General features: G+C 31.7%; 14 protein-coding genes. 8 read left to right on the top strand and 6 right to left on the bottom strand.

The window, feature by feature from the left end; genetic code table 11:
* Window positions 1-122: 122 nt before the first annotated feature.
* The 3 genes from gyrB to D1817_05100 form a co-directional block, all read right to left on the bottom strand.
* Complete coding sequence (gene gyrB, locus D1817_05110; protein AXT19272.1) at window positions 123-2060, bottom strand: DNA topoisomerase (ATP-hydrolyzing) subunit B; 1938 nt, start codon at window positions 2058-2060, stop codon at window positions 123-125.
* A 280-nt stretch (window positions 2061-2340) separates the two neighbouring features.
* Window positions 2341-2739 (bottom strand): hypothetical protein, encoded by a 399-nt coding sequence (locus tag D1817_05105; protein ID AXT19271.1) that lies wholly within the window; start codon window positions 2737-2739, stop codon window positions 2341-2343.
* 71 nt (window positions 2740-2810) lie between these two features.
* Complete coding sequence (locus D1817_05100) at window positions 2811-4475, bottom strand: asparagine synthase B (protein AXT19270.1); 1665 nt, start codon at window positions 4473-4475, stop codon at window positions 2811-2813.
* Between the two features lie 215 nt (window positions 4476-4690).
* Between D1817_05100 and D1817_05095 the strand changes: the two genes are divergently transcribed.
* Both D1817_05095 and D1817_05090 read left to right on the top strand, forming a co-directional pair.
* The gene (locus D1817_05095; protein ID AXT19269.1) at window positions 4691-5236 is read left to right on the top strand and encodes a DUF2911 domain-containing protein; all 546 of its coding nucleotides are present in this window, start codon (window positions 4691-4693) and stop codon (window positions 5234-5236) included.
* A gap of 178 nt (window positions 5237-5414) precedes the next feature.
* On the top strand, window positions 5415-5957 hold the full coding sequence (locus D1817_05090) for a DUF2911 domain-containing protein (GenBank protein ID AXT19268.1): 543 nt from the start codon (window positions 5415-5417) through the stop codon (window positions 5955-5957).
* Window positions 5958-6008: 51 nt separating this feature from the next.
* On the opposite strand, the gene D1817_05085 is transcribed toward D1817_05090, so the two are convergent.
* Complete coding sequence (locus D1817_05085) at window positions 6009-6638, bottom strand: 7-carboxy-7-deazaguanine synthase QueE (GenBank protein ID AXT19267.1); 630 nt, start codon at window positions 6636-6638, stop codon at window positions 6009-6011.
* Between the two features lie 39 nt (window positions 6639-6677).
* On the bottom strand, window positions 6678-7163 hold the full coding sequence (locus tag D1817_05080; GenBank protein ID AXT19266.1) for a RidA family protein: 486 nt from the start codon (window positions 7161-7163) through the stop codon (window positions 6678-6680).
* A gap of 55 nt (window positions 7164-7218) precedes the next feature.
* On the opposite strand from D1817_05080, the gene D1817_05075 reads away from it, so the two are divergent.
* The 6 genes from D1817_05075 (at window position 7219) to D1817_05050 (ending at window position 12486) form a co-directional block, all read left to right on the top strand.
* Entirely contained in the window at window positions 7219-8757 is a 1539-nt protein-coding gene (locus tag D1817_05075) for a DUF853 family protein (protein AXT19265.1), read from the top strand.
* 23 nt (window positions 8758-8780) lie between these two features.
* On the top strand, window positions 8781-9341 hold the full coding sequence (locus D1817_05070; GenBank protein ID AXT19264.1) for a hypothetical protein: 561 nt from the start codon (window positions 8781-8783) through the stop codon (window positions 9339-9341).
* A complete protein-coding gene (locus tag D1817_05065) occupies window positions 9338-10165 on the top strand; it encodes an alpha/beta hydrolase (protein ID AXT19263.1) in 828 nt (275 codons plus the stop codon). The genes D1817_05070 and D1817_05065 overlap by 4 nt, the downstream gene beginning before the upstream one ends.
* 21 nt (window positions 10166-10186) lie before the next feature.
* On the top strand, window positions 10187-10936 hold the full coding sequence (rluF, locus tag D1817_05060; protein ID AXT19262.1) for a 23S rRNA pseudouridine(2604) synthase RluF: 750 nt from the start codon (window positions 10187-10189) through the stop codon (window positions 10934-10936).
* Window positions 10937-10943: 7 nt separating this feature from the next.
* Window positions 10944-11816 carry a LytTR family transcriptional regulator gene (locus D1817_05055; GenBank protein ID AXT19261.1) on the top strand — a complete coding sequence of 291 codons (873 nt, stop codon included), beginning with the start codon at window positions 10944-10946 and terminating at the stop codon, window positions 11814-11816.
* Window positions 11817-11916: 100 nt separating this feature from the next.
* Window positions 11917-12486, top strand: a complete 570-nt coding sequence (locus D1817_05050) for a hypothetical protein (protein ID AXT19260.1) — start codon at window positions 11917-11919, stop codon at window positions 12484-12486.
* A 7-nt stretch (window positions 12487-12493) separates the two neighbouring features.
* Here D1817_05050 and D1817_05045 read toward each other — a convergent pair whose 3' ends face one another.
* Complete coding sequence (locus tag D1817_05045) at window positions 12494-13315, bottom strand: hypothetical protein (GenBank protein AXT19259.1); 822 nt, start codon at window positions 13313-13315, stop codon at window positions 12494-12496.
* Window positions 13316-13328 lie beyond the last annotated feature (13 nt).

Here is a 13328-nt window from a genome sequence, read left to right as displayed (position 1 = left end):
TGGTTAATAATCGAACAAATTTAGCTTTTTTTTTGACTTTTCAAAATTTATGATAATATTCTAAATAAAAAAAGAGATCACTAAAGTGATCTCTTTTTTTATTTATTGCAAAACACTTTTACTTACGCATCAATATTCGCATAGATCGCATTTTTTTCTATAAATTCTCGACGTGGTGGCACCTCATCTCCCATTAACATTGAGAATATACGATCTGCTTCTACTCCGTTATCTATTTGCACCAAACGCATCGTTCTAAATTCTGGATTCATAGTTGTATCCCAAAGTTGCTCTGCATTCATTTCACCAAGACCTTTGTAACGTTGAATTTTTGCTCCATCTCCATAACCATTAACAATTTCATCACGTTCTTTATCAGACCAAGCATATTGCTTTTTAGCACCTTTTTTTACCAGGTATAAAGGTGGTGTTGCAATATAAATATGTCCATTCTCCACTAATTCTTTCATATATCTGAAGAAGAACGTTAAGATAAGTGTAGCAATGTGACTTCCATCAATATCGGCATCACACATAATCACAACTTTATGATATCTTAATTTCGAAAGATTTAATGCTCTTGGGTCTTCCTCAGTACCAATAGTTACACCTAATGCTGTAAAAATGTTTTTAATTTCTTCGTTTTCAAATACTTTATGCTGCATTGCTTTCTCTACATTAAGAATTTTACCTCTTAATGGAAGAATTGCTTGAAACATTCTGTCTCGTCCCTGTTTTGCAGTACCTCCTGCCGAATCCCCCTCAACCAAAAACACTTCGCATTTTGCAGGGTCTTGTTCAGAGCAGTCCGATAATTTTCCAGGTAAACCACCTATACTCATTACAGTTTTACGCTGTACCATTTCACGTGCCTTCTGTGCCGCGTGACGTGCTTGTGCTGCCAATATTACTTTTTGCACTATCGTTTTTGCATCATCTGGATGCTCTTCCAAATAATCTGTTAACATTTCTGAAACAGCTTGACTCACAGATGCCGAAACCTCACGATTTCCTAATTTGGTTTTTGTTTGCCCCTCAAATTGTGGCTCTTGTACTTTTACAGAAATAATAGCTGTTAATCCTTCACGAAAATCATCTCCAGCAATATCAAATTTTAATTTATCTAGCATTCCTGAGCCATCTGCAAACTTCTTAAGCGTATGAGTCAACCCACGTCTAAATCCTGATAAATGTGTTCCTCCTTCGTGTGTATTAATGTTATTCACGTACGAGTGTAAATTCTCGGCATACGATGTATTATAGATCATCGCTACCTCAACAGGGACACCATTCTTTTCTCCTTCAAAAGCAATAACATCGCTCATTAAAGGCTCTCTATTACCATCTAAAAATTTTATAAATTCTTTAAGTCCTTCTTTAGAATGAAATGTTTCCCCTTCATATTCTCCATCTTCTTTTTTTGTTCTTCTATCTACTAAATGAACAGTAATTCCTTTATTTAAATATGCTAATTCACGTAAACGACTCGCTAACGTATCATAACTATATTCTAAAGTTTGAGTGAAAATTGTAGAATCAGGCTTAAAGGTTACTGTGGTTCCTCTTTTATCAGTACTACCAACTTGTTTTACAGGATATTGTGATTTTCCTCTTTCATATTCTTGCTCCCAAATTTTACCATCTCTATAAACAGTTGCTTTAAGATGTTCAGATAATGCATTAACACAACTTACTCCTACACCATGTAATCCACCTGATACTTTATAAGAATCTTTATCGAATTTTCCTCCAGCACCAATTTTAGTCATTACAACTTCAAGAGCAGAAATACCTTCTTTTTTATGGATATCAACTGGAATACCTCGACCATCATCTTCAGTGGTAATAGAATTATCTTCATTAATTGTAACTGTAATATTATTACAATGTCCAGCTAAGGCTTCATCAATAGAATTATCTACAACTTCATAAACTAAATGATGTAATCCACGCACCCCTACATCTCCAATATACATCGATGGGCGCATACGTACATGCTCCATTCCTTCTAAAGCTTGAATACTATCAGCCGAATATTGTTTTTTATTTTCTTCGCTCATATTTTATCTTAAATTGATTTAGGTTTTTAAATAAAAAAAGATGCTAGATAGCATCCTTTTGAATACAAACAAATATACGAATTGCTAAGTTTTTTTCATAGCTTTTTATGGAGTTTACTTGATAATTATCAACATTTGTTAATTACTTAAAAGTTCCTTAAACAGCTTAAAAAATAGCTTAAATTGGATTTTAGTCTTTTTTTAATGGCTTGAAATCTATAAAAAATACAATCGTCCTGCTAAAAGAGAATTTTACATTCATTATTTATAACAAAAAACCTTATAAATGATGTCCAAAGCATAAAATGTAACCATCTAAGTCTTCAATTTCAAAATCACGATTATTATATTCAGTATCCTGAATTTCTTTTATAACGGATACTTTTTTCTCTTTAAATTCAGTATACAAAACATCTGCATTATCTACCCAAATATATACATCCCATGCTTCTTCTTTATTTGAATGCCATCCGGATTTGATAAAAGGAATTCTATTGGGTTTAGGTAAGCTCTCTCTTTTTAATTGGCGTAACATAACACTAAAATTATCTCTGCTTACAATAGCAAAAAATGGTTCTTCTCCAAGCCAGTCTAATTTAAACCTTAATTTACTAGTATAAAATTCGACTGAATTCACTACATCTTTAACAATCCATTGTACTGCTACTTTATTTAACATACCTTAAATACATACTTATTTATTAGGTTTAAAGATACTTTATAAAAAATAAGTAACGTATTTCTAAAACCTTAATATGCATCTTCATGCACTTTTGCTACAGCTCTACCACTTGGATCGTTCATGTTTTTAAAAGCCGCATCCCATTCTAAAGCTATTTTAGTACTGCAAGCCACAGATGGTTCTTGAGGAACACTTAAAGCCGCAGCATCACTTGGAAAATGCGACTCAAAAATAGTACGATAATAATATTCTTCTTTATTTTGCGGTGTTTGTAATGGGAACCTAAAATGTGCATTATCCATTTGTTCATCAGATATTTCAACACTAACTACTTCTTTAAGTGTATCTATCCAACTATACCCTACACCATCACTAAATTGTTCTTTTTGTCTCCAAGCAACACTTTCTGGCAGCATATCTTCAAACGCTTTACGAAGCACCCATTTCTCCATACGCTCTCCATTTATCATCTTATCTTTAGGGTTAATACGCATTGCCACATCCATAAATTCTTTGTCTAAAAATGGTACACGACCTTCAATACCCCAAGCTGCTAAGCTTTTATTAGCACGCAAACAATCATACATGTGCAGTTTACTTAATTTACGAACTGTCTCTTCATGAAACTCTTTGGCATTTGGTGCCTTATGAAAATATAAATACCCTCCAAATAATTCATCTGCACCTTCGCCCGATAATACCATTTTAATACCCATCGATTTAATCACTCTAGCCATTAAATACATTGGTGTGCTAGCTCTTATAGTCGTAATATCATAAGTTTCTAATTGATAAATTACATCTTTTACAGCATCTAGACCTTCTTGTACCGTAAATTTTATTTCGTGATGTACTGTACCTATATGATCTGCAACTTTTTGAGCTGCTTCTAAATCTGGAGACCCTTCTAATCCTACTGAAAATGAATGTAATTGTGGCCACCATGCATCGGTTTTATCATCTGATTCAATTCTCTTTTGCGAATATTTTTTAGCTATAGCAGATGTTATTGAAGAATCTAATCCTCCTGATAATAACACTCCATATGGTACGTCACTCATTAATTGTCGATGTACAGAAGCTTCTAAAGCTTCTTTTAATACTTCTATACTTGTTTCATTATCTTTAACATCGTCAAAGTTTTCCCAATCACGTTGATACCATCTCACAAACTCTCCATCTTTACTAGACATATAATGTCCAGGTGGAAACAATTCTATTTTAGAGCAAACACCTTCTAGAGCTTTTAATTCTGAAGCTACATAAAATGTACCGTGCTGATCCCAACCAATATATAATGGAATAATTCCCATATGATCACGAGCAATAAAATATTCATCTTTTTCTACATCATAAATAGCAAACCCAAAAATACCATTCATTTCATCTAAAAAAGCACTTCCTTTTTTTTGATATAGTGCTAAAATCACTTCACAATCTGATTCTGTTTTAAAGTTATATTTGCCTTCAAATTGTTTACGTAACGCTCTATGGTTATATATTTCTCCATTAGCAGCCAATACTATTTTCTTATCTTCACTAAACAAAGGTTGTTTACCTGAGGTTGGATCTACAATAGCTAAACGCTCGTGGGCTAAAATGGCTTTATCTGTACTATAAATACCACTCCAATCTGGTCCACGATGACGAATTTGCTTAGACATTTCCAATATCTGAGGTCTTAATTTATCTGATTTTTGTTTTAAATCAAATGCACATACTATTCCACACATAACAATCGTATTAATATTTTATAACACAAACATCTATTTAAAGTTTCATTTTATCAACATAAAATTGATAAATAGTTTCATTTTATAACTTTAAATAAAAAAATAAGCATTAAACGTAATTAAATATGTATTGTTTATAAGTAAAACGTTTTATTTGTAAACTTAAAGTAAGAATTACGACCTCATAAGTTAAAACAATTTTAAAAAAACTAAACATGAAAAAATTATCATTCATTTCAACTATCGCATTTGCATTCGCAATACTATTATCTAGTAATGTAAATGCTCAAGATTTCCCAAAAATGGACCCAAGTCCTATGGATGTAGCGTCTTTTCCTAATGATTACAGAGTCGCTAACAAACTTGTAAAAATAGCTTACAGTCGTCCGCAGCTTAAAGGTAGAGATATAGCAAAACTTGCTCCAAATGGTAAAGTTTGGAGAACTGGTGCTAACGAATCTGCTGAAATTACATTTTATGTAGATATGAAATTAGGAGGAAAAACAATTAAAGCAGGAACTTATAGTTTTGCAACTATTCCTGGTGAAAAAGAATGGACTATTATTATCAACTCTGAATTAAACGCATGGGGTGCTTATTTTTATAAAGAAGCTAATGACGTTGCAAGACTTAATGTTCCTGTAACTGCAGCTAGTGATTCTTTAGAAGAATTTGCAATGGTATTTACAGAGGCAGATAACGGTGTACACCTTAATATGGGATGGGGTACTGTTCGTGTAGCGGTCCCTTTTACTAAATAAATCTAATTTAGATAGTAAAATAAAAAGCCTTAGTAACTAAAGTTGCTAAGGCTTTTTTTTATTAGTAGCATTTTAGTCTACAAACCTTAAAGTTTAACAAGACTTTCTGATTTCCAGCAAAAATTTAAAAGAATAATTATTTAATTTTACTTGTTATTAAAAACTCAAAACAATAATCATGAAAAAATCATCTCTAATTACAATTATGGCTTTTGCATTTGTAATGTTATTATCTACAAATGTAAATGCTCAACAGTTTCCAGGTTTAGACAAAAGTCCATTAGACTTAGCTTCTTTTCCAAGCAGAGGAGCAAATAAAATAATTAAAGTATTTTATAGCAGACCTTATTTAAAAGGAAGAACTATTGGTACACAGCTAGCTCCTTACGGTAAATTATGGAGAACTGGTGCTAATGACGCAACGCAAATTCAGTTTTTACAAGACGTGAAATTTGGAGGAAAATCAATTAAAGCTGGTGCTTATTCTTTATTTACTATTCCTGGTGAAAAAGAATGGACCATTATTATAAGTTCTGATTTAGATCATTGGGCAACTAGTGGTTATAAAGAGTCTAACGAAGTAGCAAGACTTACAGTTCCCGTAACTAAAGGTGATCAATCTTTAGAGAACTTCTCAATTGCATTTCAGCCAGTAGATAACGGAGCACATATGCATCTAGGATGGGGTACTGTTCGTGTAGCAGTTCCGTTCACTAAATAATATATTTCTTCATATAATAAAAAAAGCCTTGAATTTTTTCAAGGCTTTTTTTTATGGTATATTTAAATATTTATGGGTTTGTAATGATACTTTCCATTTAGGGTTTTTCATTACATAATCTACAATTAACGGAATCATCTTGTCACTCTTACTCCATTCTGGTTGCAAATACAAAATACAATCTTTATTTACCTGAGCAGCTTGTTCTTCTGCAAATTTAAAATCGTCGTTATTATAAACAATCACTTTTAACTCATCAGCTTTTTTATAAACTTCAGCAGTAGGTAGTTTTATTTTTTTTGGTGATAAGCAGATCCAATCCCAAGTACCTGTTAATTTATAAGCTCCAGAAGTTTCGATATGCACTTGCAATCCTTCAGATTTTAATTGAGATGTCAATACATTCATATCCCAAGTTAAAGGTTCTCCTCCCGTCACAACTATAGTGTCGCTATATTTTACTGCATTTTCAACAATACTAGAAGTTTCTGTTGGTGGATGCAAATCTGCATTCCAACTTTCTTTAACATCACACCAATGACAACCAACATCACAACCACCAATTCTAACAAAATATGCAGCTGTACCTTTATGAAAGCCTTCACCTTGTATAGTATAAAACTCTTCCATTAAAGGCAGCATTTCCCCTCTATTAACTCGTTCTTGAATCTCTTTCTTCATAAGGGCGCAAAGATAACTATAAAGTTAAAGGTAAATATCTTATTTTGCTGCAATTACTTCAATTTCAATTTTAGCATTCGCTGCTAAACCAGCAGCAGCAAAAGTAGTTCGAGCTGGCCGTTTTGTAAAGTATGTTTTATAAACATCATTAAATGCAGAAAAATCATTAATATCTGCTAGTATCACTGTACATTTTACCACATTATCTAAAGACAAATTGTGATGTTCTAAAACAGCTTTTATATTTTCAATTACTTGTTTTGTTTGTGCTGTTACACCTCCTTCAACCAATACACCTTTAGAATGATCTCTACCAATCTGTCCAGCTAGAAATAAAAAATCTTCTGTTTCTACTGCATCACTAAATGGTGTGTTCTGTCTAGTGGGTTCATGTGATTTATGGAATGTGATTTCTGAATGTGATTTCTCTTCATTTTCAGAATATTTATTTGAAGATTCACTTTCTTTACATGATACAAAACATACTAGTAATAATAATGCTAATAAAATTTCTGTTTTCTTCATCTCTTATGATTTTAAAGTTGTTCAAAATTACACTATTTTTATCAAAACTTTCAGTATGACCACTAAAGATACTTTTTTAGAAGACCTAAATAAAGGCTATACTTTTAAAGGCGATTATATTACTCTGGGTTCTGCAATGTTAGATGGTGAAACTGTTACAAATGCATTTGTAAAGATCCCTTTAAAAACAATGAATCGTCATGGTTTAATTGCTGGCGCAACTGGTACTGGTAAGACCAAAACATTACAAGTATTATCTGAAAATTTAAGCGACAAAGGTATTCCTGTATTGCTTATGGATATAAAAGGTGATTTAAGTGGTATTGCTCAACCTAGTCCCGGGCATCCAAAAATTGACGAACGTCACGAAAAAATTGGTTTGCCTTTTGAAGCCAAAAATTTCCCTGTTGAAGTGATGTCTTTATCAGAACAAAATGGCGTTCGTTTAAGAGCAACTGTTAGTGAATTTGGCCCTGTATTGTTATCTCGTATTTTAGATCTATCTCAAGCTCAATCTGGTGTTTTAGCTGTAATATTTAAATATTGTGACGATAATAAATTACCTCTTTTAGACTTAAAAGATTTTAAAAAAATATTACAATATGCTACTAAAGAAGGTAAACAAGAATTTGAAGACGCCTATGGTCGTATTTCTACAGCATCAACTGGTGCCATTTTAAGAAAAGTAGTAGAGCTTGAACAACAAGGAGCTGATCTATTTTTTGGTGAAAAATCGTTTGATGTTGAAGACTTAGTAAGAACAACCAGAGATGGTAGAGGTTATATTAATATTATAAGACTTACAGATATACAAGATCGTCCTAAATTGTTTTCGACATTTATGTTGAGCTTACTGGCCGAAATTTACGAAACATTCCCTGAACAAGGTGATAGTGATACACCGCGATTAATTATGTTTATTGACGAAGCTCATCTCATTTTTAATGAAGCTTCAAAAGCATTATTAAGTCAGATTGAAAGTATTGTAAAACTTATTCGCAGTAAAGGTATTGGATTATATTTTGTTACTCAAAATCCTACTGATGTTCCAGAAGCTGTATTAAGTCAGTTAGGGTTAAAAATACAACACGCTCTTCGTGCATTTACTGCCAAAGATAGAAAAGCTATAAAATTAACAGCTCAGAACTATCCAGATACAGAGTATTATGATACTGCAGATGTACTTACTTCTTTAGGAATTGGAGAAGCTTTAGTTTCTGCTTTAAATGAAAAAGGAAGACCTACCCCTCTTGCTGCCACAATGTTACGTGCTCCAATGAGTAGAATGGATGTATTAACACAAGCTGAATTGAATGCACTATACGACGATTCTAAATTAGTAATGAAATATAATGAGGAGATAGATCGTGAAAGTGCTTATGAAATGCTCAATGAAAAAATAAAAAAAGCTGAAGCGCTTAAGGTAGAAGAAGATAAACGCCTCCAAAGAGAAGAAGAGAAAGAACGTCAATCAAAAACAAAACGACGCTCTTCTAATAGAGGTTACCAAAGACAAAATCCGATTGTTAAAGTATTAACAAGCGCAACTTTTATAAGAGCAGTTTTTGGTATCCTTAAAAAAGTAATTAAATAAAACAACAAATAACATTCGTTTAAATGAAACAAACACTTTTAGCCTTAATACTTTGCCTTTTTATATTGGTTTCTTGCACTAAAGAAATTAATCCGTTTTCAATTTCAAAACAAAATATTGGGCTTTTAAATGATTCTACTCAAGTAAAAGATTTAAAAACTATTTTCAGCAATGATTCTATTGTTAAATATACAAGTGGAGATGAATTTACTGGTAATATAAATGACATTCAAGTTTACGAAAAAGGTGGTAATCATCTATTAACACTCACACCTACTCAAGCGTTAGACTCTACGGCTACTATAAAAAAAATACGAGTTTTAGATTCCAGATACTTAACAAGTAAAGGGATAAACTCAATGAGTACTTTTAAAGATATTAATGATAACTACAACGTATCTAGTATAGAAAAAACATTTAGAAGCCTTATTGTTTCTGTTAACGAAATCAATTCTTTTTTCATAATCTCTAAAGATGAGTTACCCTCAGAAATGTGGTTTAACACCAATTCTAAGATAGATGTTTTACAGGTTCCTGGTGAAGCAAAAATCAATGCATTTTTTATGCAATGGCCTGAAAAATGAAAAAATATATTCCAAAAGTAATTGGAATTAGTTTAAATTTTTACAGTTACATTTCGATCAATAATGCTGCTGAAAAAGCATTACAATTATTTGCAACACCAAGAAAAGGGAAGCTCACCGAAAAGCATTTAGGTTTTTTAAATACTGCTGAAAGGAAAACTTTATCCTACGAGAAATTTAAAATAGCTACCTATAAATGGGAAGGTCATAAAGACACTGTTTTACTTGTACACGGCTGGGAAAGCAATGCTGCGCGTTGGAAAAAGAAAATTAAAGCACTATTAAAAGAAGGCTATAGGGTTATCGCTTTAGATGCACCCGCTCACGGAGATTCTGGAAGCCAAACATTTAATGCTATTTTGTATGCCGAATTCATTAACGTTGTTGCTACTAAATTCCAACCAAAAATAATTATAGGACACTCAGTTGGTGCTATGGCAACTACTTTTTTTATGCATAAATTTCAATTTAATGCTGTAGAAAAACTTGTGCTTTTAGGCTCTCCTTCAGATTTTAAAGATGTGTTTAAACGCTATGTCATTATGATGGGTTACAATAAAGCTATTGAAGAGCAATTAGATACTATTATTTATAATCGCTTTGGAGAATATCCCAGTTATTTTTCGGTGGCAAATTTTGTAAAAAATATTTCTCAAAAAGGGCTTTTAATTCATGATACTCAAGATAAAATCATTCCATATTCTGATGCCCTACGCATTCACAAAAATTATGATGATTCTGAATTTGTTTCTACTACAGGTTTTGGGCATTCTTTAAAGCATTTAGATGTAGTTAATACAGTTATGGAGTTTATAAATCGCTAAAGTTTATTGTATTTTTGTTTTATGGAAGAAAAACTCACTCGCCTTAATAAATATTTAAGTGAAGTTGGATATTGCTCACGTCGTGCAGCTGATAAACTTATTGATGAAGGTCGTGTTACAATTAATGGTAAAGTTCCCGAAATGGGCACTAAAGTAAAACCTAGTGATATAGTTCATGTAGATGGAGCTCAAATCACAAATTCTAAAACAGAGTTTGTGTATTTAGCACTTAATAAACCTGTTGGTATTGTTTGTACCACAGATACTCGTGTAGAAAAAGATAATATTATCGATTTTATTAATTACCCAAAACGTGTTTTTCCTATAGGCAGGTTAGATAAGCCTAGCGAAGGTTTAATATTGCTAACAGACGATGGAGATATCGTCAATAAAATATTGCGTGCGAGCAATAATCACGAAAAAGAATATCTGGTTACTGTAGATAAACCTATCTCTCAAACGTTTATAGAACGTATGTCTAATGGTATTCCAATTTTGGATACCATAACTAAAAAATGCAAAGTAAAACGAGTAAGTACGTATCAGTTTAAAATCATTTTAACGCAAGGGTTAAACCGACAGATACGTCGTATGTGCGAATACTTAAATTATGAAGTTATAGCACTGCAACGTATTCGTATTATGAACATAAAATTAGATATGCCTTTAGGTGAATATCGTGAATTAACTAAAGAAGAATTTAAAGAGCTTAGTGTTTTAATTAGTGATTCTACTAAAAATCACATATCAGTAAATACAGGTAGGAAATAATATATAAATGTTTCGATTTACAGCCAATATCTCGAATAAAAAGAAGAGTATTTTAATCGTTATTTCGATTTTAATAATCGCTATTGTATTCGAAACATGTCAACAGCTTTATTATGTAAAAAAATATAACATTAATGATGCTGCAACTTTTTTAAGTATTTTAAAACCTCAAGCTTTGAGTTGGACGATATGGATGGTGTTATCTCTTATTTTAATACAATATTTTAAAAATCAAGTTTCCAGAAAATTTACATTTAAAATATTTATAACATACGGAGTTGTCATCTTAAGCTTAGTTTTATTAAGTATTTTAATAAATGCTTTTAGTCAACTATTAATTAGCGAAAGTCCTTTTTCAATGTCCTCTTTAGTAAAGGAATTTCTTCCTTTTTATGCTTTTCAAAAAATTCCAGTTTACACTCTAGGTTATATTGCTATTGCTGTAATTTCTTATTTATATTTCTCTAACGAACAATTACAAATACAGGTTCACGAGCTTTCAGAATTAAAAATCACACATAATTTAGCATATAAAAAATTAAGTACTAAAATTGATGACAGTGCTACAATCTTAAATATTAAAATTGGAAATAAACGCAAAATTATTCCTGTTCAAGATATTTTATGGATTGAAGCCGATGATTATTGTGTTAGAGTACACACCCAAAATGAAGCTTCATATACTATGCGAAGCTCATTAAAAGCACTGAACGAAAAGCTAGGAAGTAATTTTTTAAGAGTACATCGAAAAGCTATCGTTAACATGTTGATGATTAAAGAAATTAGTTTATCTGGCAATCCTAATATTATCTTAACCGATGATTCTAAAATACCAGTATCTAAACCTAATTTAAAGCTCGTAAAAAATCATTTAGCTTAATACTAAACCTATTTACTGCAAAATAAGTTCTGTTCTCTGCAATATTTGAGTTGTCTATCTTTATTTTTTATTGATTTGAAAAACACAAAAATTAAAATCAATGAAAAAACGAATCGGTTATCTTTTAATGCTTTCTACATTTATAAGCTTTGCACAATACAATTATGAACCTTCTAAAGAATTTCCTTTTGGAAAAGCTAACCCAAAAGCACCTCAGCAAATAAAAGATTTTCAACCCTTAATTGGCTTGTGTAATTGTAAATCTACTAACAGAAATGCAGATCAGACTTGGTCAGAACCAATAGATATGACTTGGCGTTTTAAATATATCATGAATGGTATGGCTGTACAAGACGAAACATTAAAAATAGATGGCAGACATTCTGGAAGCATACGGCAGTTTATAGCAGACAGTAGTCGCTGGTATGTGCATTATTATTCTTCTGCTGGATCAACTACAGTTTTACCTGTATGGGAGGGAAATAAAAAAGACGAAAAAAATATTGTGTTATATCGAGAGCAAAAAGCGCCAAACGGAATGGAGGGTTATTATCGTTTAACGTTTTATGACATCTCTAAAACAGGGTATAAATGGGTAGGGGAATGGGTTGATAAAACTGAAAAAATAGTGTTCCCTACCTGGAAAATTGAATGTACAAAAGCAAAGTAGAAAATCATCAATTCTCTAACTCAGCATCTATTCTAGCTTTTAATCGGCTTGCATCTAAATTTCTAGGATCAATGCTATTTGCTTTATCTGCATGAATTTTTGCTGTCTTATAATCTTCTTTTTTAAAGTAAATATCTGCTAAAATTGCATCTGGTTTTGCTACAGGTTTATCCTTAAGGATATCACTTAATTCTTTAGCATAAATTAAAGCTTCATCATATGCTCCTGTTTCAGCAATTAAAATTGCTTTATAACCTAAGATAAAAGGATTTTTTGCATGATTTCCAGTAGCTAAATTAGCGATAGAATCTAACGTTGGTTCTGCTCCATATATAGCGTGTAACACTTCTATATATTCAGATTTTAAATACACTTCACTAGGATATTTATGTACGATCTGCTGCAAGTTTGCCTCTCCAAGTTTAAAAGCTTCTTCTAAAGCATTTTTTGTATCTGGAGAGTTCTGGTCTCTCATATTTGTATATTTTGTTAAAGCTATATATACATCTAATATTAAACGCTCATCCCCATCTATTTTTTGCTTTTCTTCTTCTAATCGATCATATATCGCTAAACGTTCATCTAAGTCAGGAGTTATTCGAGCTAAAATACTCTGGCCTACTAAAAAATTGTTATCAAAAGAGAGCGCTTTTCTATAAGACACTTCTGCTTCAGAATAGTCTCCATAATCCATAATCTGTTTCCATCCTAAATTATAGTAATACATAGTAGAATCAGAACTTGTTGTAAATTCTACAAATTCTATTTTTCTATTCTTATCACAAGAAAAGAAAAGCGCTAAGACCAATACACTTAAATAATACTTCATTATTATTTCATTT

It is taken from the genome of Flavobacteriaceae bacterium (genome assembly GCA_003443635.1).
Classification (GTDB): domain Bacteria; phylum Bacteroidota; class Bacteroidia; order Flavobacteriales; family Flavobacteriaceae; genus AU392.
This window is presented reverse-complemented; position numbering and strand designations above follow the sequence as displayed.

Coding starts and splice junctions, on each gene's coding strand:
- gyrB (AXT19272.1), bottom strand. CDS start 2,060: ATGAGCGAAGAAAATAAAAAACAATATTCGGCTGATAGTATTCAAGCT.
- D1817_05105 (AXT19271.1), bottom strand. CDS start 2,739: ATGTTAAATAAAGTAGCAGTACAATGGATTGTTAAAGATGTAGTGAAT.
- D1817_05100 (AXT19270.1), bottom strand. CDS start 4,475: ATGTGTGGAATAGTATGTGCATTTGATTTAAAACAAAAATCAGATAAA.
- D1817_05095 (AXT19269.1), top strand. CDS start 4,691: ATGAAAAAATTATCATTCATTTCAACTATCGCATTTGCATTCGCAATA.
- D1817_05090 (AXT19268.1), top strand. CDS start 5,415: ATGAAAAAATCATCTCTAATTACAATTATGGCTTTTGCATTTGTAATG.
- D1817_05085 (AXT19267.1), bottom strand. CDS start 6,638: ATGAAGAAAGAGATTCAAGAACGAGTTAATAGAGGGGAAATGCTGCCT.
- D1817_05080 (AXT19266.1), bottom strand. CDS start 7,163: ATGAAGAAAACAGAAATTTTATTAGCATTATTATTACTAGTATGTTTT.
- D1817_05075 (AXT19265.1), top strand. CDS start 7,219: ATGACCACTAAAGATACTTTTTTAGAAGACCTAAATAAAGGCTATACT.
- D1817_05070 (AXT19264.1), top strand. CDS start 8,781: ATGAAACAAACACTTTTAGCCTTAATACTTTGCCTTTTTATATTGGTT.
- D1817_05065 (AXT19263.1), top strand. CDS start 9,338: ATGAAAAAATATATTCCAAAAGTAATTGGAATTAGTTTAAATTTTTAC.
- rluF (AXT19262.1), top strand. CDS start 10,187: ATGGAAGAAAAACTCACTCGCCTTAATAAATATTTAAGTGAAGTTGGA.
- D1817_05055 (AXT19261.1), top strand. CDS start 10,944: ATGTTTCGATTTACAGCCAATATCTCGAATAAAAAGAAGAGTATTTTA.
- D1817_05050 (AXT19260.1), top strand. CDS start 11,917: ATGAAAAAACGAATCGGTTATCTTTTAATGCTTTCTACATTTATAAGC.
- D1817_05045 (AXT19259.1), bottom strand. CDS start 13,315: ATGAAGTATTATTTAAGTGTATTGGTCTTAGCGCTTTTCTTTTCTTGT.